General features: G+C 34.1%; 18 protein-coding genes. 16 read left to right on the top strand and 2 right to left on the bottom strand.

What is annotated here, in order from left to right; genetic code table 11:
- The first annotated feature begins 48 nt into the window (after positions 1-48).
- From QLQ94_RS07100 to QLQ94_RS07050, 11 genes are all read left to right on the top strand, one after another.
- Complete coding sequence (locus QLQ94_RS07100) at positions 49-1080, top strand: LacI family DNA-binding transcriptional regulator (protein ID WP_271336342.1); 1032 nt, start codon at positions 49-51, stop codon at positions 1078-1080.
- A 179-nt stretch (positions 1081-1259) separates the two neighbouring features.
- Positions 1260-2615 (top strand): MFS transporter, encoded by a 1356-nt coding sequence (locus QLQ94_RS07095; protein WP_271336341.1) that lies wholly within the window; start codon positions 1260-1262, stop codon positions 2613-2615.
- Positions 2616-2633: 18 nt separating this feature from the next.
- Complete coding sequence (gene pgmB, locus QLQ94_RS07090; RefSeq protein ID WP_271336340.1) at positions 2634-3287, top strand: beta-phosphoglucomutase; 654 nt, start codon at positions 2634-2636, stop codon at positions 3285-3287.
- Positions 3288-3559: 272 nt separating this feature from the next.
- Entirely contained in the window at positions 3560-5863 is a 2304-nt protein-coding gene (locus tag QLQ94_RS07085; RefSeq protein ID WP_427402078.1) for a glycoside hydrolase family 65 protein, read from the top strand.
- 27 nt (positions 5864-5890) lie between these two features.
- Entirely contained in the window at positions 5891-8005 is a 2115-nt protein-coding gene (locus tag QLQ94_RS07080) for a glycoside hydrolase family 97 protein (RefSeq protein WP_427402079.1), read from the top strand.
- 151 nt (positions 8006-8156) lie between these two features.
- A complete protein-coding gene (locus QLQ94_RS07075; protein ID WP_482499427.1) occupies positions 8157-10031 on the top strand; it encodes a glycoside hydrolase family 13 protein in 1875 nt (624 codons plus the stop codon).
- 522 nt (positions 10032-10553) lie between these two features.
- Positions 10554-12143, top strand: a complete 1590-nt coding sequence (locus tag QLQ94_RS07070; RefSeq protein ID WP_482499425.1) for an alpha-amylase family glycosyl hydrolase — start codon at positions 10554-10556, stop codon at positions 12141-12143.
- Between the two features lie 221 nt (positions 12144-12364).
- Positions 12365-13042: a glycerophosphodiester phosphodiesterase gene (locus QLQ94_RS07065; protein ID WP_271336335.1), complete on the top strand. Its 678-nt coding sequence runs from the start codon at positions 12365-12367 to the stop codon at positions 13040-13042.
- Between the two features lie 141 nt (positions 13043-13183).
- Positions 13184-14392: a BaiN/RdsA family NAD(P)/FAD-dependent oxidoreductase gene (locus QLQ94_RS07060; RefSeq protein ID WP_271336334.1), complete on the top strand. Its 1209-nt coding sequence runs from the start codon at positions 13184-13186 to the stop codon at positions 14390-14392.
- Positions 14393-14396: 4 nt separating this feature from the next.
- Entirely contained in the window at positions 14397-15044 is a 648-nt protein-coding gene (locus QLQ94_RS07055; protein WP_271336333.1) for an HAD family hydrolase, read from the top strand.
- Positions 15045-15191: 147 nt separating this feature from the next.
- On the top strand, positions 15192-15935 hold the full coding sequence (locus QLQ94_RS07050; protein WP_271336332.1) for a hypothetical protein: 744 nt from the start codon (positions 15192-15194) through the stop codon (positions 15933-15935).
- Positions 15936-15947: 12 nt separating this feature from the next.
- On the opposite strand, the gene QLQ94_RS07045 is transcribed toward QLQ94_RS07050, so the two are convergent.
- On the bottom strand, positions 15948-16940 hold the full coding sequence (locus QLQ94_RS07045) for a tetratricopeptide repeat protein (protein WP_271336331.1): 993 nt from the start codon (positions 16938-16940) through the stop codon (positions 15948-15950).
- A 56-nt stretch (positions 16941-16996) separates the two neighbouring features.
- A complete protein-coding gene (locus QLQ94_RS07040) occupies positions 16997-17473 on the bottom strand; it encodes a TspO/MBR family protein (protein WP_271336330.1) in 477 nt (158 codons plus the stop codon).
- 147 nt (positions 17474-17620) lie between these two features.
- Between QLQ94_RS07040 and QLQ94_RS07035 the strand changes: the two genes are divergently transcribed.
- The 5 genes from QLQ94_RS07035 (at position 17621) to QLQ94_RS07015 (ending at position 20870) form a co-directional block, all read left to right on the top strand.
- A complete protein-coding gene (locus QLQ94_RS07035) occupies positions 17621-18709 on the top strand; it encodes a diphosphomevalonate decarboxylase (protein WP_271336329.1) in 1089 nt (362 codons plus the stop codon).
- A 30-nt stretch (positions 18710-18739) separates the two neighbouring features.
- The gene (locus tag QLQ94_RS07030) at positions 18740-18958 is read left to right on the top strand and encodes a hypothetical protein (RefSeq protein WP_271336328.1); all 219 of its coding nucleotides are present in this window, start codon (positions 18740-18742) and stop codon (positions 18956-18958) included.
- A complete protein-coding gene (locus QLQ94_RS07025) occupies positions 18958-19263 on the top strand; it encodes a type II toxin-antitoxin system RelE/ParE family toxin (protein WP_427402082.1) in 306 nt (101 codons plus the stop codon). The genes QLQ94_RS07030 and QLQ94_RS07025 overlap by 1 nt, the downstream gene beginning before the upstream one ends.
- A gap of 2 nt (positions 19264-19265) precedes the next feature.
- Positions 19266-20204 (top strand): mevalonate kinase family protein, encoded by a 939-nt coding sequence (locus tag QLQ94_RS07020; protein ID WP_271336327.1) that lies wholly within the window; start codon positions 19266-19268, stop codon positions 20202-20204.
- Positions 20205-20279: 75 nt separating this feature from the next.
- Positions 20280-20870 carry a DUF502 domain-containing protein gene (locus QLQ94_RS07015; RefSeq protein ID WP_482499422.1) on the top strand — a complete coding sequence of 197 codons (591 nt, stop codon included), beginning with the start codon at positions 20280-20282 and terminating at the stop codon, positions 20868-20870.
- Positions 20871-20884 lie beyond the last annotated feature (14 nt).

Below are 20884 nucleotides of genomic sequence, written 5' to 3'. Positions count from 1 at the left end.
AAATAAAAGATACCTTTATTAATAATTAGATTTTTTTCAACAATTACTATGAGACGCAAAATAACCCTAAAACAGATTGCAAAGGAACTTGACGTATCTATTTCAACTGTCTCAAAATCACTAAGGAACAGTTTAGAAATAGGCGAAGAAACACGTTTAAAAGTGCAGGCTTTCGCAAAGTTTTACAACTATAAACCAAACAACATTGCCCTTAGTCTAAAAAACCGAAAAACCAAAAGTATTGGGATTATCATTCCGGAAATTGTACATTATTTTTTCTCTACTGTAATCAACGGAATCGAACAGGTTGCGAACGAAAATGGCTATAGTGTTGTCATTTGTTTGTCTGATGATTCTTTTGATAAAGAAGTCCTGAATATGGAAATGCTGGCGAACGGAAGTATCGATGGTTTTATCATGTCTCTCTCTAAGGAAACGCAATACAAAGGTGATTTTCACCACATTACCGAAGTAATCAATCAGGGAATGCCGGTGGTAATGTTTGACCGTGTAACTAACGATATTTTATGTGATAAAGTAATTATTGACGATAAAGCTGCTGCTTATGAAGCTGTACAGAGTTTAATTGATAGTGGCCGAAAAAAAATAGCTCTTGTAACTACTGTTGATTATGTAAGTGTTGGAAAATTAAGAACCGATGGTTACGAAAAAGCCCTTCTGGATAACGGATTACCGTTTAACGAAGATTTAATTATAAAAATTGAAGATGTAGATACTTGCGAAATAACCATCAGCCAACTTTTGCACGACAGAGCTTTTGATGCTGTTTTTGCTGTTAATGAACTTTTTGCCGTAACCATTATCAAAACAGCGAACAAAATGGGACTTAAAGTTCCTGAAGATCTGGCTGTAATTGCTTTTACTGACGGAATTATCTCTAAATATTCTACTCCAAGTATTACAACTGTAAGCCAAAGTGGTGAAAAAATGGGCAATAAAGCAGCTAAAATGCTCATCGAAAGACTCGAAGCTGACCACGATGACGATGATGAGGAAAACGAAAATTATACTACTGAGGTTATTGAAACCCACTTAATAGAAAGAGAATCTACTGACTAATTTTCTTAAAATCAACACATTCTAAAACCATAAATATTATTTATGGTTTTTTTATGATTTGAATTAAAAAAATAATTAATACTTTTACACCTGCTCAAAGCTTTTACTTTTACTTCGAACCATAAGTAAGTTTTGATAAGCAAAGCGCTTATCGTCTAATTAATTCTTTAATTACGATAATGGAAAAGCGTAAATTAAGTTTCTGGGAAATTTGGAACATGAGTTTTGGTTTCTTGGGAATACAAATGGGATTTGCACTTCAGAATGCAAATGCCAGCAGAATTCTTCAAATTTTTGGTGCCGACGTACATGAATTATCATGGTTCTGGATTATTGCTCCTCTTATGGGATTAATAGTGCAGCCTGTTATTGGTCATTACAGCGACAAAACCTGGGGAAGATTCGGCAGACGAAAACCATTTTTTCTTGTTGGTGCAATCTTAGCTTCCGTTGGATTAATTTTAATGCCGCAAGCTAATATTTTCATTTCAGTATTACCTGCATTATGGGTTGGAGCCGGAATGCTGATGATTATGGATGCTTCTTTCAACATTGCCATGGAGCCTTTTCGTGCTTTGGTTGGTGATAATTTAAGAACAGATCAGCGTACAGCGGGTTTCAGTATTCAAACTTCATTAATTGGTTTTGGAGCCGTAATTGGTTCTGCTTTACCGTATGTTTTAACCAAGTATTTTCATGTTTCAAACAGCACTGTTCCGGGAAGTGTACCTTTGAACTTAACGCTTTCTTTTATTATTGGAGCGGCAGTTTTAATAGGTTCTATTCTGGTAACACTTTTTACAACAAAAGAATACTCTCCCGAAGAATTAGCCAATTTTGAAGATCCTCAAAGTGAAAAAGACGCTCCTTCTGAAGAAAAATCAAAACTTACTGACATTTTTACGGACTTTGCAAAAATGCCAACAACAATGCGTCAGCTAAGTTGGGTACAATTTTTCTCCTGGTTCGGATTATTCGGTATGTGGGTTTTTACAACTCCGGCTATTGCACATCACATTTACGGACTGCCATTAAGCGATACTTCAAGCCAGCAATATCAGGATGCCGGGGATTGGGTTGGAATTCTATTTGGAGTTTACAATTTAGTTTCTGCTATAATCGCATTGTTTTTCCTGCCTTACATCGCTAAAAAAATCGGACGAAAATCAACTCACGCAGTTTCATTAATCATTGGAGGAATCGGATTAATCTCGATTTATTTCATGCCAAATGAAAACTGGGTTGTATTACCAATGATTTTAATTGGAGTTGCCTGGGCAAGTATTCTGGCAATGCCTTATGCAATTCTTGCCGGATCAATTGCGCCTAAGAAAATGGGAGTTTACATGGGAATTTTCAACTTCTTTGTTGTTATTCCGCAAATTATAAATGCCCTTATTGGAGGTCCAATTGTAAAATACCTTTACAACGGCGACGCAATTTACGCCTTAATCACAAGCGGAGTCAGCTTTTTAATCGCGGCTCTTTTAGTCTACAAAGTAAAAGATGTAGACGACACTATTCAAAAATCATAAATAAGAATCCCCCTTATAATGAACAAAAAAGCATTCATATTCGACCTTGATGGCGTAATCGTTGATACCGCCAAATATCATTTTTTAGCCTGGCAGAAAATCGCTCAGGCATTAAATATAAATTTTACACACGAAAATAACGAACTACTTAAAGGTGTAAGTCGTGTACGTTCGTTGGACATCATTCTTGAATTAGGAAATGTTCAGGCTTCTCAGGAAGACAAAGACAAATGGCTAATTCAGAAAAATGAAGATTACCTATCTTATTTAGTTGACATGGATGAAAGTGAGATTCTTCCGGGAGTTTCTAAAACGTTGCAACTGTTAAAAGAAAAAAATCAGGGAATTGCTTTGGGATCTGCGAGTAAAAATGCCAGACCAATCCTTGAGAAAACCGGAATCGTTTCGTATTTCGATGTTATTGTTGACGGAAACGACGTTACCAATGCCAAACCAGATCCGGAAGTTTTCCTGAAAGCGGCTCAATTATTAAACATTGATCCAAAAAATTCAATTGTATTCGAAGATTCTGTCGCAGGAATTCAGGCAGCAAACATTGGCGGAATGGTGAGTGTGGGAATTGGAGAGGAAACAATTTTACATGAAGCCGATTACATTTTTAAAGATTTCACTTTAATAGACGAAAGCTTTATCGACAAGTTAATTAATTAGAAAATGTGACAATTAGAAAATGAGATAATTCCCTAATCCTGAATTATCTAATTGACTAATTCTCTATTCCCTAATTTAAAATGTGCAAATCAGATCATTAGAAAATAAATGATTATCAAATTGAAACAAATGAATAAATCATTACAAATCATCAATCAAAACAGTAAAACAATCAGCAATTAAAGATCAAATTAGAAACGTCAATCAAATAATTATCTAATTGACACATTTTCTAATTCTCTAATCGCCCAACTATCTAATTAAAGAAAAAAATGAATCAAGATTATATAAAACCAGACAACTGGTCCATCATTGAAGAAGGATTTGATGCCAGCAGCGTAAAGTCGTCTGAAAGTCTTTTTAGTATCGGGAACGGTGCTATGGGACAACGCGCCAATTTTGAAGAAACATATTCTGGCGAAACTTTTCAGGGAAGTTATATTGCCGGAATTTATTATCCGGATAAAACCAAAGTGGGATGGTGGAAAAACGGATATCCAAAATATTTTGCAAAAGTATTAAACGCTCCAAACTGGATTGGAATCGACGTTGAAATCAATGAAGAAAATCTTGATTTAAATACGTGTACTGAAGTTAGAAACTTCCGCAGAGAGTTGAACATGAAAGAAGGATGGTACAATCGTTCTTTTGAAGCAACGCTAAAAAACGGAACTGAAATTGCCGTAAACATTCGTCGTTTTCTTTCTTTGGATCTGGATGAAGTGGGAATTATCAAATATGAAATTACACCTTTAAACAAAGATGCAAAAATTGTTTACAGACCTTATGTTGATGCCGGAGTTACCAATGAAGATGCCAACTGGGAAGAAAAATTCTGGGAACCTCTTGAAGTAAAAAAAGGAACAAACGAAGCTTTTGTTACTGCACAGACTTTTAAAACGCATTTTAAAGTAACTACTTTTATGCACAATACGATTCTGGCAAATGGCGAAAATGTAAATATTTCTCCTTCTACAATCGATTCAACAGCTGATAAAGTTCAGTTTACTTACGGCACTATTATCGCAAAAGGGCAAACCTCATCTATCCAGAAAATTGGTGGATATACGGTTTCTCTAAACCACGATAATACTTTGGCTGCAGCCGAAAAATGCATTAAAACGGCCCTTAATTTAGGATACAATACTTTACTTCAAAACCAAATTGATGCTTGGGCTAAAATTTGGGAAATGTCAGACATTACAATTGATGGAGATGTAAAAGCACAACAGGGAATTCGCTTTAATATTTTTCAATTGAACCAAACCTATTTAGGAAAAGATTCACGTTTGAACATCGGGCCAAAAGGTTTCACCGGAGAAAAATACGGCGGATCTACTTATTGGGATACTGAGGCATATTGTATTCCTTTTTACATGGCAACCAAAGATCAGCAAGTTGCGAGAAACTTATTGACTTATCGTTTTAATCAATTGGATAAAGCGATCGAAAATGCCCAAAACAATTTAGGTTTCAAAGACGGAGCAGCATTGTACCCAATGGTTACGATGAATGGTGAAGAATGCCATAACGAATGGGAAATCACCCATGAAGAAATTCACAGAAATGGTGCGATTGCTTTTGCTATTTTCAACTACAATCGTTTCACCGGAGATTACTCTTATATTCCTGAAAAAGGACTGGAAGTTTTAATTGGTATTGCGCGTTTCTGGCACCAAAGAGCTTCTTTCTCTAAAGACAAAAATCAATATGTTATTCTTGGAGTTACAGGTCCTAATGAATACGAGAATAATATCAATAATAATTTCTACACCAATTATATTGCAAAATGGTGTATTGATTATACTGAAGAACAAATTAAAAAAGTAGCGGCAGAATATCCTGCAGATCACAAACGTATCTTAGAAAAAGTAAATCTTGCAGCAGCTGAAATTCAGGCATGGAAAAAAGTAGCTGACAATATGTACTTCCCAAAATCAGAAGAATTGGGGGTTTATTTACAACAAGATGGTTTCTTAGACAAAGATTTAGTTCCGGTAAAAGATTTAGATAAATCTCAACGCCCGATCAACCAGAAATGGTCTTGGGATCGTGTTTTACGTTCGCCTTACATCAAACAAGCCGATGTCTTACAGTGTTTTTATTTCTTCGAAGATCATTTTTCTAAAGAAGAATTGAAACGCAATTTCGAATTCTATGAATCCTTTACGGTTCATGAAAGTTCACTTTCGCCTTGCGTACACTCTATTCAGGCAGCACATTTAGACAAAATGGATATGGCTTACACCTTTTATTTAAGAACTTCTCGTCTTGATCTTGATGATTACAACAAAGAAGTTGAAGAAGGTTGTCATATTACCTCAATGGCAGGAACATGGATGAGTATTGTTGAAGGTTTTGGCGGAATGAGAGTTAAAAATGATCAATTGCATTTTTCTCCAAAAATTCCGAAAGAATGGAAAGGTTACTCTTTTAAAATAAACTTTAGAAATCAAATTCTAAAAGTATCTGTAAATCACGATGAAACTACTTTTACGGTAGATGGTGATCAGGATTTAACAATTGTAGTGAACGGAAATCCGGTAATTGCAAGTAAATTTGTACAAATTAATTAAATTACAATACTCTAAAAACTAAAAAACATGAAAAACTTATTTTTCGCAAGTTTAATCTTGTTTGCTTTTAGCTCGATTGCTGAAGCACAACAATTAAAATCACCCGAAGGCAAGTTCGTAATGGAATTTTCGCTTCAAAACGACGGAACTCCAACTTATAATCTGAAATATAAAAATAAAGAGGTTATCAAAACCAGTAAATTAGGTCTTGAACTTAAAGATGATAAAAAATCTTTATTGAATGACTTTACGGTTGTCGATACTAAAACTTCGACTTTTGATGAAACCTGGAAACCGGTTTGGGGAGAAGTAGATAAAATTAGAAATCATTATAATGAATTGGCAGTTACTCTTAATCAAAAAGGAACTGAAAGACAAATCATAATTCGTTTCCGTTTATTTGATGACGGACTAGGATTTAGATATGAATTTCCAACTCAAAAAAACCTTACCTATTTCGTAATCAAAGAAGAGAGATCTCAATTTGCAATGGCGGGCGACCACACAGCATTTTGGATTCCGGGAGATTATGACACTCAGGAATACGATTATACAAAATCTAAATTATCTGAAATCAGAGGTTTATCTGAAAAAGCATATACAGCTAATGTTTCGCAAAAAAACTTTTCTCCAACAGGAGTTCAGACTGCACTTATGATGAAAACAAACGATGGTTTGTACATCAACTTGCACGAAGCAGCTTTGATCAATTATTCTTGTATGCACCTAAATCTTGATGACAAAAACATGATTTTCGAATCTTGGTTAACACCGGATGCAAAAGGAGATAAAGGTTATATGCAAGCACCAAGTCACTCGCCTTGGAGAACTATTATGGTGAGCGATGATGCAAGAGAAATCTTAGCTTCTAAAATGACTTATAACTTAAACGATCCATCGAAAATCGATAATACGTCTTGGATTAAACCAGTAAAATACATTGGTGTTTGGTGGGAAATGATTACAGGAAAAAGCTCTTGGTCATACACAAACGATTTCCCAACGGTACAATTGGGTGTTTCTGATTACGCAAAAGCAAAACCAAGCGGAACTCACGGAGCAAATAATGCTAACGTAAAAAAATACATTGATTTTGCTGCTGCAAATGGTTTCGACGCTGTTTTAGTTGAAGGTTGGAACGAAGGTTGGGAAGACTGGTTTGGTCATTCAAAAGATTATGTTTTTGATTTCGTAACTCCTTATCCTGATTTTGATGTAAAAGGTTTACACGAATATGCTAAATCAAAAGGTGTAAAAATCATGATGCACCATGAAACTTCAGGTTCTGTTCGTAATTACGAGCGTCACATGGACAAAGCTTACCAATTCATGAAAGACAACGGATACGATGCTGTAAAAAGCGGATATGTTGGTGATATTTTGCCTCGCGGTGAAAACCATTACGATCAATGGATTGTAAACCACTATCAATATGCAATCGAAAAAGCAGCTGATTATAAAATTATGGTGAATGCTCACGAAGCAGTTCGTCCAACAGGAATTGCAAGAACATATCCTAACCTAATTGGAAATGAATCTGCAAGAGGAACAGAATACCAGGCTTTTGGAGGTTCTAAACCAAATCACGTAACGGTTTTACCTTTTACACGTTTAATTGGAGGTCCAATGGATTACACACCTGGAATCTTCGAAATGGATATCAGCAAAATGAATCCTGATAACAAATCGCATGTAAACAGTACCATTGCAAATCAATTGGCATTATACGTTACCATGTACAGCCCATTGCAAATGGCAGCTGATACTCCTGAGAACTACAACCGTTTCCCGGATGCTTTCCAATTCATTAAAGATGTGGCTATCGATTGGTCTGAAAGTAAATATATCGAAGCTGAACCTGGAGATTATGTTACTGTTGCACGTAAAGCAAAAGGAACAAACAATTGGTTCGTAGGAAATGTAAACGGAGAAACTCCACGTACATCAAATATTGATTTCAGTTTCCTTGAAAAAGGTAAAAAATATACGGCAACAATTTATGCTGATGCAAAAGATGCGCATTACAAAACAAATCCGCAGGCTTATACCATCAAGAAAATTGCTGTAACAAACAAATCAAAATTATCGCAGTTGTCTGCTCCGGGCGGAGGTTATGCTATTAGCATAATCGAAACCAAATAATTTTTTCAAAGACAAGTGATTTTCCCCAAGATTACTTGTCTTTTTTTTAAGATTTAAATAATACCTGACAGGTCTTGGAGACCTGTTAGGAAACCTCACAATATCCTAACAGATTTTTCAAACCTGTTAGGTATTTAATACACATTAGATTATGAAGATCCAAAAAACAAGAATTCAAACAACCCATTTCCTCTATAAAATAATCTTAATGGTCTTGTTATTTTCTGCTTCCGCGAAAGCGCAAATCCAGAAAACAGAACCACCATTTTGGTACGCAGGAATGCAAAATCCGGAACTACAAATTATGTTCTACGGAAAAAACATTGCACAATACGAAACTTCGGTTTCGAACAATGTGGTGATTAAAAATGTAGAAAAAACAGAAAATCCAAACTATCTGTTCGTTACAATAGATACGCAAAACCTAAAAGCATCTGAATTGCTTTTCTCTTTCAAAACCAAAAACAAAGTTGCTTTTACTCAAAAATATTCGCTTAAAGAAAGAAGAGCAAATTCAGCAAACAGAAAAAGTTACGATGCATCAGATATGATGTACCTGATCATGCCGGATCGTTTTGTTAACGGAAATCCTAAAAATGACAGCAATGCAGCTTTAACAGAAAAAGGAAATCGTCAGGACCCAAGCGGTCGTCACGGTGGAGATATCGAAGGAATTATCAAAAACTTAGATTATATTTCTTCATTGGGTGCAACCACAATTTGGAACACGCCTTTATTAGAAGACAATGACAAACAACATTCGTATCATACTTACGGCCAATCTGATGTTTACAAAATAGATCCTCGTTACGGAACCAATGAAGACTACGTGCGTCTTGCTGCCGAAATGCATAAAAAAGACATGAAACTGGTTATGGATTATGTGACCAACCACTGGGGAATCACACACTGGATGATCAAAGACATGCCAACAAAAACATGGTTTAATCAGTTTGAAACCTTTACACAAACACATCACCGTCGTGAAGTAATTACAGATATTCATGCTTCAAAAATAGATCAGGAAATTTGTATCGATGGATGGTTTGTTCCTTCTATGCCGGATCTTAACTTAAGAAATCCTCTAGTAGCAAAATACTTAACTCAAAATGCCATCTGGTGGATTGAATATGCAGATCTTGATGGATTCAGGGTAGATACTTATAATTATTCTGATCCTGCTGCAATGGCAAATTGGGCAAAAGCAATTACTAATGAATATCCAAACTTCAATATTGTTGGAGAAATCTGGATGCACAATCAGGCGAATTTAGCCTATTGGCAAAAAGACAGTAAAATTGGTGCAATCGAAAACTATAATTCGAATTTACCAAGTGTAATGGATTTTACGCTTCAAAGTCAGGTTACCTCTGCTTTCAACGAAGACGAACCAAGCTGGGACAATGGACTGATTAAATTCTACAATAATTTTGCAATGGATTATTTGTATCCAAACACGAATAATATTTTGGTTTTTGCCGAAAATCACGACACAGATCGTATGAATGATAAGTTTAAATACGATTTTCCAAAATACAAACTGGCAATGACTTTATTGGCAACCGTTCGTGGAATCCCACAATTGTATTATGGTTCAGAAATTGGAATGGGCGGAGACAAAAGCAAAGGCGACGCTGATATAAGACAAGATTTTCCTGGCGGATGGGCTGGCGATAAAAACAACGCTCTAACTGCAGCAGGAAGAACTCCGGAACAAGCTAAATACTTCGATTTTACATCAAAATTATTCAACTGGAGAAAATCGAATGAAGCAGTTCATTTTGGAAAAATGACACATTACATTCCGGAAAACAACACTTATGTTTATTTCAGATATACCGATGCTAAAACGGTAATGGTGGTTTTTAATAACAATGCTACAGCACAAACCATCAAAACAAATCGTTTTAAAGAAAACATCAAAAACTTTAAATCAGGAAAAGATATCCTAACCGGTAAAACATTCGATCTGGCTTCTGAAATTACTTTAGAGCCAAAATCGGCAATTGTTTTAGAATTGGAATAATTTTTTTATAAAACACATAGAAACATAGCTTTTCTTAGTGCAGTAAAAGGCGTTTCACTTGCATTAACAAACATAGCTATGTGTAAATGACTAGTCATTTATTTTTAATCTTTTTATAAGGAATAAAATCTATGTCTCTATGTGTTTGAAATTTAAGACAAAGTTTCCGCTACGAATTCACGAATTTTATTAAACAATAATTCGTAAATACGTGGCGGATTTTTTTTATGCCATAGGTATGTGTAAATGATTTATCATTTATTTTCACCTCTTCAAAAGGAATAAAATCTATGTCTCTATGTGTTTAAAATTTAAGACAAAGTTTCCGCTACGAATTCACGAATTATATTTAATCTCTTATGAAGAATAGAAATTCGTGAATTCCTAGCGGATTTTTTTTTATAAATCTCTGTTAAATTTAAAATAAACAAGGAACTCCATTTTCCTTTATTTATCTTTAATATTCTTTATTTAGAAATACACTATTGTGCGTCTCTACAATAATGTTCAAAATCAATTTCAATGAATAACGACAATACTTCAAAAACACCTTTCGTTTGGGAAGGAGCAACTATTTATTTTTTACTTACCGATCGCTTTTATAACGGAGATACTTCTAACGATTTAAACTTCAACCGAACCCAAAATCCGGGAAAATTACGTGGCTTTGAAGGCGGAGATATCATCGGAATTATTAAAAAAATTGACGAAGGTTATTTCGATAAATTAGGCATAAATGTCATCTGGCTTACACCGATTGTAGAACAAATTCACGGTGGTGTCGACGAAGGAACCGGACTTAGTTATGGTTATCATGGCTATTGGGCAAGAGACTGGACAGCATTAGATCCAAATTTTGGGACCAGAGAAGATTTAGCTAATCTGGTCAAAAAAGCGCATGCAAAAGGTATCAGAATTATGCTTGACGGCGTTATCAATCATACCGGTCCCGTAACTCCTGAAGATCCTATCTGGCCAGAAGACTGGGTAAGAACAGGAGTCGTTTGTGACTATAAATCATTCGCAAATACTACAATGTGCACTTTGGTAGATAATCTGCCGGATGTACGAACCGAAAGCACTCAGAATGTGGAATTGCCAACTTTTCTACTCGAAAAATGGAAAAACGAAGGTCGTTATGATAAAGAAATTGCTTCATTAGAGGAGTTTTTCAAAAGGACCAATTATCCCAGAAGTCCAAAATATTACATCATAAAATGGTTAACCGATTATATTCTCGAATTCGGGATTGACGGTTACAGGGCAGATACTGTAAAACATACAGAAGAAATTGTCTGGATCGATTTTAGAAAACAATGTGACTATGCTTTTGAAACCTGGAAAAAAAACCATCCCTCAGAAATATTAGACCAAAACCCTTTCTATACCATTGCCGAAGTATACGGTTATGAGATAAGCAATGGACAGGACTATGATTTTGGAGATCGAAAAGTAAATTATTTCCAACATGGTTTTAATTGTATGATCAATTTTGAATTTAAACGAGATACACAAAACGATTATGAAGTTATATTCTCTAAATATTCTGAGAAACTTCATAATGAATTAAAAGGTTACAGTGTTCTTAATTACGTATCCTCGCACGATGATCCTGATCCTTTTGATGCACATCGCAACCGAACATATGAATCAGGAACTAAATTATTGCTTTCTCCCGGAATCTCTCAGGTATATTATGGTGATGAATCAGGTCGTTCCCTAGTTATCGAAGGTACAGAAGGCGATGCTACGTTACGATCTTTAATGAATTGGGAAGATATTCAGTCGAACGAAGAAACACAAAAAATACTTTGGCATTGGCAAAAACTTGGGCAATTTCGTAGAAATCATCCAGCAATTGGCGCAGGAATACATAATATGATTTCGGCAAAACCGTATATATTTTCTAGAAGCTATACTAATGGTAATTATACGGACCAAGTTGTAATAGGTTTAGATTTAGGAATTGGTGTTAAAGAACTTCCTGTTGATTCTATTTTTAAGGATGGAACCAAACTAAAAGATTCTTTTTCAGGACAAGAAATAGAAGTTCAGGACGGAAAAGCTTTTGTACATTCTGAATTTGGACTTGTTTTATTGGAACTCAGATAATATAAAGCAGTTACAAAGTCCCAAAATTGTTTCACGCAGATTTTAAAAGATTTAAGCAGATTTAAATTATAAAGATTATCAGCTCGGATTTGCTAAAATCATTTTAAAATCTGCGTGAAACAAAATCATTTTTAATCCTATAATCTGTGGCTAACTTTTTATCCAATCCTTAACGCACTTTGCGTAAAACTTTGCGACCTTTGCGGTTAAACTCTCCATACATGCTAAAAATAGCGCATCGCGGTGCAAAAGGATACGAACCTGAGAATACGCTAAAGTCTTTTCAAAAAGCATTAGACTTAAATGCTGACGGAATCGAACTAGATGTTCACCTTAGTTCTGATGGACATATTATAGTCATTCACGACGAAACAATCGACAGAACGACCAACGGCAAAGGTTTTGTAAATGCTTTTTCTTTAGCTGAATTAAAGACGTTTTTGATTGATGGCAAATATCAAATACCAACTTTAAAAGAAGTTTTTGATTTGGTAGACAAAAAATGCCTCATTAATATCGAACTAAAAGGTTTAGGAACTGCGGGTAAAGTTGTTGCATTAATTGAAGAATATATTGCAGAGAAAAACTGGAATTATAAAGATTTCATCGTTTCAAGTTTCGAGTGGGATTTACTGCAAGAAACATCAAATCTAAATTCAAATATTCTCATTGGAGTTTTAACAGAAGAAGATCTGGACAAAGCTCTGGCTTTCGCCGAATTGATAAAAGCATTCGCCATTAATCCCGATTTTCAGTTATTGAGTTCTGAAAAAGTAAAACTGATACAAGAAAAAGGGTTTCTCGTTTTCCCCTGGACAGTAGACGACGAAAAGGACATTAAAAAAATAAAAAGTTACAACGTAGACGGAATTATCAGTGATTTTCCGGATAAACTATAAAGTTTAAAATTTTAGCCACAGATTAAAGGATTTACACAGATTTTAAAAATCCTTTTAATCTGTGTAATCTGTGGCAAAAAAATACAAACCAAAATTTAAAATTCGTGCCAATTCGTGTAATTCGTGGCAACCTAAATAAATATGATCAAAAATTTCGATATAATCATTGTTGGCGGAGGCGCTGCAGGTTTTTTTACAGCGATTAATATTGCAGAGAAAAATCCGAAACTGAAAATTGCCATTTTAGAAAGAGGAAAAGAAGTTCTTTCTAAAGTTCGTGTTTCCGGTGGCGGAAGATGCAACGTAACACACGCGTGTTTTGAACCAAATGAATTGGTCAAATTTTATCCGCGTGGCGAAAAAGAGCTTCGCGGGCCTTTCCACCAATTTTGTTCAGGAGATACGATCGAATGGTTCGAAAAACATGGTGTTGAATTGAAAATTGAAGATGACGGAAGAATGTTTCCGGTCTCTAACTCCTCACAAACCATTATTGATTGTTTCCTTGAAGCAACCGGAAAATTAGGCATAAAAGTATTGACGGGACAAAGCGTACAATCGATTTTTAAGGCTGATAATCATTGGAAAATTGATACTCAGGATGAAAACTATGCTACCGAAAAATTAGTTCTGGCTACAGGAAGTAATCCTAAAATTTGGGAAATGCTGCAAACACAAGGACACGCAATTGTAAGTCCTGTTCCTTCCCTATTTACTTTCAACATAAAAGATTCCCGTATAAAAGAATTACCCGGCGTTGCGGCACAAGTTACCGTAAACGTAAAAGATACCAAACTCGAATCAACAGGACCTCTATTAATAACACATTGGGGAATGAGCGGCCCTGCTATTTTAAAACTTTCAGCTTGGGGCGCAAGAACTTTATTTGATAAAAATTATCAGTTTACCATTTATGTCAATTGGCTAAACGATGTCGATACCGAAGATGCTGAAAAAATCCTGAAAGACTTAAAACAGGAACACGCTAAAAAAGCCGTTTCTAAAAAATCTCCTTTCGATTTCCCGAATCGTTTATGGGAAAGTTTAGTTCTGGCATCCGGAATTGAAGCCGAAACGAAATGGGCAGATTTATCTAAAACTCAATTGCAAAACTTAGCTGCTCAACTTACAAAAGCAACATTTCAGGTCAACGGAAAAAGTACTTTTAAAGAAGAATTTGTAACCGCCGGCGGAATCGATTTAAAAGAAATCAACTTCAAAACCATGGAAAGCAAATTGCATCAGAACCTTTATTTTGCTGGTGAAATCGTCAATATCGATGCCATAACAGGAGGTTTTAATTTTCAGAATGCCTGGACAAGCGGGTTTATTTTGGCAAACAATATTTAATACAATGAAATTTAAAGGAATTATTTTTGATTTAGACGGAACGTTAGTCAATTCATTAGAAGACATTTCAGATGCTATGAATACCGTACTTACAAGTCTAAACTACCCTACTCATACTTACGACACTTATCAATATTTTATAGGCAGTGGTTTACGGAATTTGGTCAGTAAAGCTTTACCGACATCAAAAAATTCTGAGGAACAAATTGAAACATGCTTTGATTGCATGATTACAAAATATCGTGAAATTTGCACCTTAAAAACAAAACCGTACGAAGGCATTGTCGAATTATTAGATCAGTTAGTCTCAAGAAACATCAAACTAGCTGTCTTTTCCAACAAAGCCGATGAACTTACCAAAAAAATAGCGGCAGAAATATTCCCTGATTATTTTGACGCTGCCATTGGTTTAAGTACAGAAGCACTTAAAAAACCAAATCCGTTTGAAGCTTTAGAAATCAGTAAAAAATGGAACCTGAAAACAGAAGAAATACTCTTTGTAGGAGATTCTGATATTGATATGCAAACCGCAATTAATGCCAATATGTTTGCTGTGGGTGTTTCCTGGGGATATAGAACAAAAGACGAGTTGATAGCAACTGGCGCCAAAGTGGTATTGAACACACCTTTGGATTTAATCGAAATATTGTAAAAAAGTAATCAGTCGCAGTTTAAGTCACAGTCTGAAACTGCGACTGTGACTGAAACTACAAAAATTCGAATTAACAAGAATTTACACATTCGCTAAGTTTTCGTTAAGACAATTCTAATAATTTTACGCTCAGCTAAATACCATTAAATGAAAATACAACTGCTTACCACAATTTCTTTGTTAACCTACCAGTTTTCAATTTCCCAAACAGAAAAATTACTTCACGGAAAAGTATTATCTAACAACTACCCACTTAAAAAAGTAGAGGTTATCAATAAAACAGCGAAAACCAGCACAACAACAGATTATATGGGAGACTTTTCTATTTTGGTTAGAGAAAAAGATAGCTTGTTGTTTTTTGCTCAAGATTACTATTTTTCAAGATTAAAAATATCCAGGGAAAATATTGACAAAAGCAATATTACCATCAATATGGTTATCAAAGCCGAAGAATTAAAAGAAGTTGTAATAACCAATATGAAACTCACCCCTTTTAAAGTTTCTCAACAAGATATGGACGCAACAAAGTTTGCAAAAGACAACCAATCTTTGCAGAAATATACTGGTGTTTATGACGGAACAATTCCAAATGGTATGGATTTTGGCCGAATGGGAAAAGGAGTTTTTAATCTATTTAAAAATAATAAAAAAGAAGAACTGGAAAAGAAAACATCCGAAACGGTTTTCAGAAAACTTGTCGCAGCATCAATTCCTTCTACTTTTTTTACCAAAGAATTAAAATTACCTCCTGAAGAAGTTGAACTTTTTCTAGATTTCTGCGACGCCGATCCAAGATCTAAAAACCTTATGGAAAACAATAACGTGTTAACTACAATGGACTTTTTATATACTAAAAATGAAGCGTTCAAAAAGGTAAAAACAGAAAAATAAAAAGTTAAAAATCTATTTAGTAAAATCATGTAAAATGATATAGTCCTTTAACTTCTTGCATTTAAAATAAAGAAATATCAAGGATATCAATAAGACTGCAACAGTTATAGACAAAATTATTAAAGCAGTATTCATTTGATTGACTTGTTCAATATCAACCCCCTGTTTACTTTTTTTTATCTTATCAATCAAATTATACAATTTAATATTTTCCTTCTCATAGAATTTAAATACATTTTGATGATAAAAAATTAATCTACTATTGATTAACTCATCTTGAAATCCGTATTGTTTTGACAGATTATATATTCGTACAGCATTTTCTTTTTCACCTATAATCCTTACCATATTTCCCAATTCAAAAAGCAAAACCGAGATAATTTCGTCTTTTGGTTTTATAAATGACATACGCTCGTTTACCTGATAATAAACGGCTTTGCTCAATGTCGCTAACTCTTTTTTTGATAATTTTGTCTGAGGAACAACGCTGTCCCCAAAATTGGTGTTGATTAAAAACTCTCCTGAAACATTTTTTATTTTTTTAATCTTCGCTTCTAATATCCTCAAGTGCAACCATTCTGAGCCACTATGAGATTCCGAATTAATCTGAATTGATTTTTTGATCCATTTATAAGCCTTTTCATTTTCTCCAATTAACTCATAAAGAGTACCAATATTCGATGCGGTAGAATATCGATTGGGTTTAATTTGCTCAATAGTCAAATATAATTTTAATGCCTCTTCGTACTTTTTTTGAACGATTAAAACATATCCTTTATCAGACAAATAATCTATATTATTCGTTTTTTCATACAAACGATCAAGTTCCGAAATTAATTTTGTGAAATTCTCTATAAAAAAACTGTGCCCGTGAGGAACAAGTCCTTCATAATCTGCATAAACTATAACTCCATTTTTTAGTTCTTTAGTATCACCATTCAAACAAGCAAAAGTCTTAAATGATACTAAAATCAATACAATAACGAAAGCCTTGAATTTATTCATAAAATAATAACGTATCGATTAAACTTGAAACCTGAAACCAAAAAAAACCTAAAACTCTATTTATTCAACCACCAAATACTGGCATTCAAAATACCTGCAAAAGCAACCCAAGCCATATAAGGAATTAATAAATAACCTGCGGTTTTGTTGATTTTGGTAAACTTTAAATACGTTTCATAAATCATTAACCATAAAAGTGCAATCTCGATCAAAGCCAACATCGGGTTTTTTAAGCCGAAAAAGATATACGACCAAATAGCATTCAATGTCAATTGAATTAAAAAGAATCCTAATGCCACTTTTACTTCCTGGTTTTGTTCCTTTATTTTATCCCAAACCAATCCTGCCGCCACTGCCATTAAAATATAAAGCATTGTCCAAACCGGCATAAAAATCCAGTTAGGCGGGTTAAAAATTGGTTTTATAAGCGTTGGATACCAAGATTCTACGCTTGGTCTCGTTACAGTACTCGCAGAATACCCTACCATTAAACAAATAAAAAGTGCTATGACGATTTTGACTATCTTGTTCATTCTATTCAATTTTTATCCAAAAATAGTTAAAAAGAAAGGTTAAACCATATAAGTAATATAAGTTCATTTTAGATTTGCTTACATTTTCTTATATAACTTATATGGTAAAAATATTTAAAAACTATCTTTGCCAAAATTTTATAATTCATGTTTACAGCAACTGATTTTATTCCTAAAAAATATACTTCGACTATCGAAAACGGAAACTTTGAATGGAGCGCACCCAGCAATATTGCGTTAGTAAAATATTGGGGGAAAAAAGACAATCAAATTCCGGCAAATCCATCGGTTAGTTTTACGCTTAACAATTGTAAAACGATCACGAAATTGCGTTTTGAGAAAAAAGATGCTTCGGCAAATAATAATTTTTCTTTTGATTTACTTTTTGAAGGAAAGCCAAAAGAAGATTTCAAGCCAAAAATTCAGAAGTTTCTAGAAAGAATCGAAATCTATTTGCCTTTTTTGAAAGACTATCATTTTACGATTGATACCCAAAATACGTTTCCACACAGTTCCGGAATTGCTTCTTCCGCATCCGGAATGGCAGCTTTGGCAATGAATTTTATGAGTTTAGAAAAAGTACTAAATCCAGAAATGGCAGAGGATTATTTCTATCAAAAAGCTTCGTTTTTAGCCCGTTTAGGTTCTGGAAGCGCTTGCCGAAGTGTAAAAGGAAGTGTAGTGGCTTGGGGAGATCAAAAAAACATAGAAGGAAGTTCAGATTTATATGGAGTTGAATTCCCGTATACTATTCATGAGAATTTCAAGAATTATCAGGATACTATTTTATTGGTTGACAAAGGCGAAAAACAAGTTTCAAGTACTGTTGGACATGATTTAATGCACAATCATCCGTATGCCGAAAGACGTTTTGCTCAGGCGCATGAAAATCTGGATCAATTGATTGCTATTTTTGAAAATGGAAATTTAGATGAATTTATCAAAGTGGTCGAAAGCGAAGCTTTGACTTTGCATGCTATGATGATGACTTCAATGCCCTATTTTATCTTGATGAAACCAAATACTTTGCAGATTATAAATGCAATCTGGAAATTCAGAAATGAGACACAAATTCCGGTTTGTTTTACGCTTGATGCCGGAGCAAATGTTCACGTTTTATACCCTAAAAATGTTAGTGATAAAGTACTTCAATTTATTCAGGACGAATTAGTTGTATTTTGTCAGAATCGTCAGTACATTTGCGACCAAATTGGAGATGGTGCAATTGCATTATAATTTTGCGTATCTTTAGTTAAAATTTTGATTATGGACATTCAATTAGAAAAACTCGAAGCGATAAATATGTTGAAAGAGACTAATGATCCTTCAATCATTATGGCTGTTGCAAAATTGCTACGAAAAGAGAAAAAAGATTGGTGGGATGATTTGACTGATATTCAAAAAGAAGATGTTGCTCAAAGTGAATTAGAATTTGAAAGAGGAGAATTTAAAAGCTTTGAAGATGTGATGAAAAAATACAGGTAGTGAATCTTAAAGTAAATATTTCAAAAACAGCTGAGAGAAATTTAGATGATGTTTTAAATTTTATTGAAGCAAGATGGTCTAAGAAATCGAAAGAAATATTTTTAGTGAAATTTCAAAAAGCAATTTCAATAATAAGTATGAATCCTGAAATTTTCCCTAAATCATCAGTAAGTAAAAAATATCAAAAATGTGTTGTAACAAAGCAATCAAGTCTCTTGTATAGTTTTGGTTCTAATGAAATTAAAATTCATACCATTTTTGACACACGACAAGACCCAAATAAAATAAAGAAAGACATACAATAAACATGAAAGGACCATTATTTTACTCAAAAATATTACTCTTTGGAGAATACGGAATCATCCGCGACTCTAAAGGACTTTCTATTCCTTATAATTTTTACAATGGTGCATTGAAAAGAACCGAAGATCCTTCGGCAGAAGCAATTGCATCAAATGCAAGTTTACAACGTTTTGCATCTTACCTTGAAACTTTACAAACAGAACAACCTGAATTGGTGACTTTTGATTTGGCAAGTTTAAAAAATGATGTCGAAACCGGAATGTATTTCGATTCTAGTATCCCACAAGGATACGGAGTGGGTAGTAGTGGTGCCCTTGTTGCTGCTATTTATGACAAATATGCTACACACAAAATAACGGTTTTAGAGAATTTAACTCGTGAAAAACTGTTACAGCTAAAAAATATTTTTTCTCAAATGGAAAGTTTTTTCCATGGAAAAAGTTCTGGTTTAGATCCTCTAAACAGTTATTTGAGTATCCCGATTTTAATTAACTCTAAAGACAATATTGAAGCAACCGGTATTCCGACTCAAAGTTTTGACGGAAAAGGTGCTGTCTTTTTATTAGATTCAGGAATCGTAGGTGAAACTGCTCCAATGGTGAACATTTTTATGGAAAACCTAAAAGATAAAGGTTTCCGTGCGATGCTTAAAAATCAATTCGTAAAATATACTGATGCTTGCGTAGAAAACTTTTTACATGGCGACATGAAATCATTGTTTACGAATACTAAAAAACTATCAAAAGTCGTTTTAAACAACTTTAAGCCAATGATCCCGGAACAATTTCACGGAATCTGGCAAAACGGAATCGATACAAATGATTATTATTTAAAACTTTGTGGTTCTGGCGGAGGTGGTTACATTCTTGGATTTACTGAGGATTTAGAACGTGCTAAAGTATCTTTAAAAGATTATAAATTAGAAGTTGTTTACCAATTCTAAATTTAAACTTCTTTAAATAATTCCAGCCTATTGAATACGCTTTCGTAGAATTTATCACCCTAAAAGTTATTTAATATGAAGAGTATTTTAAAGATTATCAAAACAACTTTTTTAGGTGGAATTCTGTTTTTAGCCCCCTTGGTTTTATTACTGGTCATTCTGGAAAAAGGATATCATATTATCCAGAAAATCACATTACCAATCATAAGTCATTTCCCTAAAGTAAAAATTTTAGGATTGGCTATTGAGGAAATTACAGCCATAATAATCATATTTATTATTTGTATTACTGCTGGTTTAATTGCCAGAACAGATTATGCAAAAAAACTCGTTCAAAGATTTGAAAACGGAATATTAAGCTTCGTTCCCGGCTATTCTTTCATCAAGAAAACGAATGAAAATATTATGGGTTTAGAATCTAACGAAAATTTAAAAGTCGTTCTTGTTCCAACAGATGCAGGATTACAATTTGCTTTTTTGATAGAGCAAATAAACGAAAACAACTTTTCAGTCTTTGTTCCGGCTGCACCAAACCCATGGAGTGGCTCTGTTTGTTTTGTAGAAAAAAAAGACATCAAAGAAGTTGACATTTCTCAAAAAGAAGCCTTAGCTTGCATTCGGAAATTAGGTTTTGGTTCAGCCGCGTTACTAAAAAACAAACTTTAGCATTCGCAGCCAAA

It is taken from the genome of Flavobacterium sp. B114r, from assembly GCF_056824125.1.
Note: the sequence above shows the minus strand (reverse complement) of the source record. Positions and strands in the feature narration are given on the sequence as shown.

Bases quoted from the DNA above. Each gene is read 5' to 3' on its own strand.
- QLQ94_RS07075 (WP_482499427.1), top strand. From the start codon at position 8,157: ATGAAGATCCAAAAAACAAGAATTCAAACAACCCATTTCCTCTATAAA.
- QLQ94_RS07065 (WP_271336335.1), top strand. From the start codon at position 12,365: ATGCTAAAAATAGCGCATCGCGGTGCAAAAGGATACGAACCTGAGAAT.
- pgmB (WP_271336340.1), top strand. From the start codon at position 2,634: ATGAACAAAAAAGCATTCATATTCGACCTTGATGGCGTAATCGTTGAT.
- QLQ94_RS07055 (WP_271336333.1), top strand. From the start codon at position 14,397: ATGAAATTTAAAGGAATTATTTTTGATTTAGACGGAACGTTAGTCAAT.
- QLQ94_RS07050 (WP_271336332.1), top strand. From the start codon at position 15,192: ATGAAAATACAACTGCTTACCACAATTTCTTTGTTAACCTACCAGTTT.
- QLQ94_RS07085 (WP_427402078.1), top strand. From the start codon at position 3,560: ATGAATCAAGATTATATAAAACCAGACAACTGGTCCATCATTGAAGAA.
- QLQ94_RS07095 (WP_271336341.1), top strand. From the start codon at position 1,260: ATGGAAAAGCGTAAATTAAGTTTCTGGGAAATTTGGAACATGAGTTTT.
- QLQ94_RS07035 (WP_271336329.1), top strand. From the start codon at position 17,621: ATGTTTACAGCAACTGATTTTATTCCTAAAAAATATACTTCGACTATC.
- QLQ94_RS07100 (WP_271336342.1), top strand. From the start codon at position 49: ATGAGACGCAAAATAACCCTAAAACAGATTGCAAAGGAACTTGACGTA.
- QLQ94_RS07045 (WP_271336331.1), bottom strand. From the start codon at position 16,940: ATGAATAAATTCAAGGCTTTCGTTATTGTATTGATTTTAGTATCATTT.
- QLQ94_RS07070 (WP_482499425.1), top strand. From the start codon at position 10,554: ATGAATAACGACAATACTTCAAAAACACCTTTCGTTTGGGAAGGAGCA.
- QLQ94_RS07040 (WP_271336330.1), bottom strand. From the start codon at position 17,473: ATGAACAAGATAGTCAAAATCGTCATAGCACTTTTTATTTGTTTAATG.
- QLQ94_RS07020 (WP_271336327.1), top strand. From the start codon at position 19,266: ATGAAAGGACCATTATTTTACTCAAAAATATTACTCTTTGGAGAATAC.
- QLQ94_RS07030 (WP_271336328.1), top strand. From the start codon at position 18,740: ATGGACATTCAATTAGAAAAACTCGAAGCGATAAATATGTTGAAAGAG.
- QLQ94_RS07060 (WP_271336334.1), top strand. From the start codon at position 13,184: ATGATCAAAAATTTCGATATAATCATTGTTGGCGGAGGCGCTGCAGGT.
- QLQ94_RS07080 (WP_427402079.1), top strand. From the start codon at position 5,891: ATGAAAAACTTATTTTTCGCAAGTTTAATCTTGTTTGCTTTTAGCTCG.
- QLQ94_RS07015 (WP_482499422.1), top strand. From the start codon at position 20,280: ATGAAGAGTATTTTAAAGATTATCAAAACAACTTTTTTAGGTGGAATT.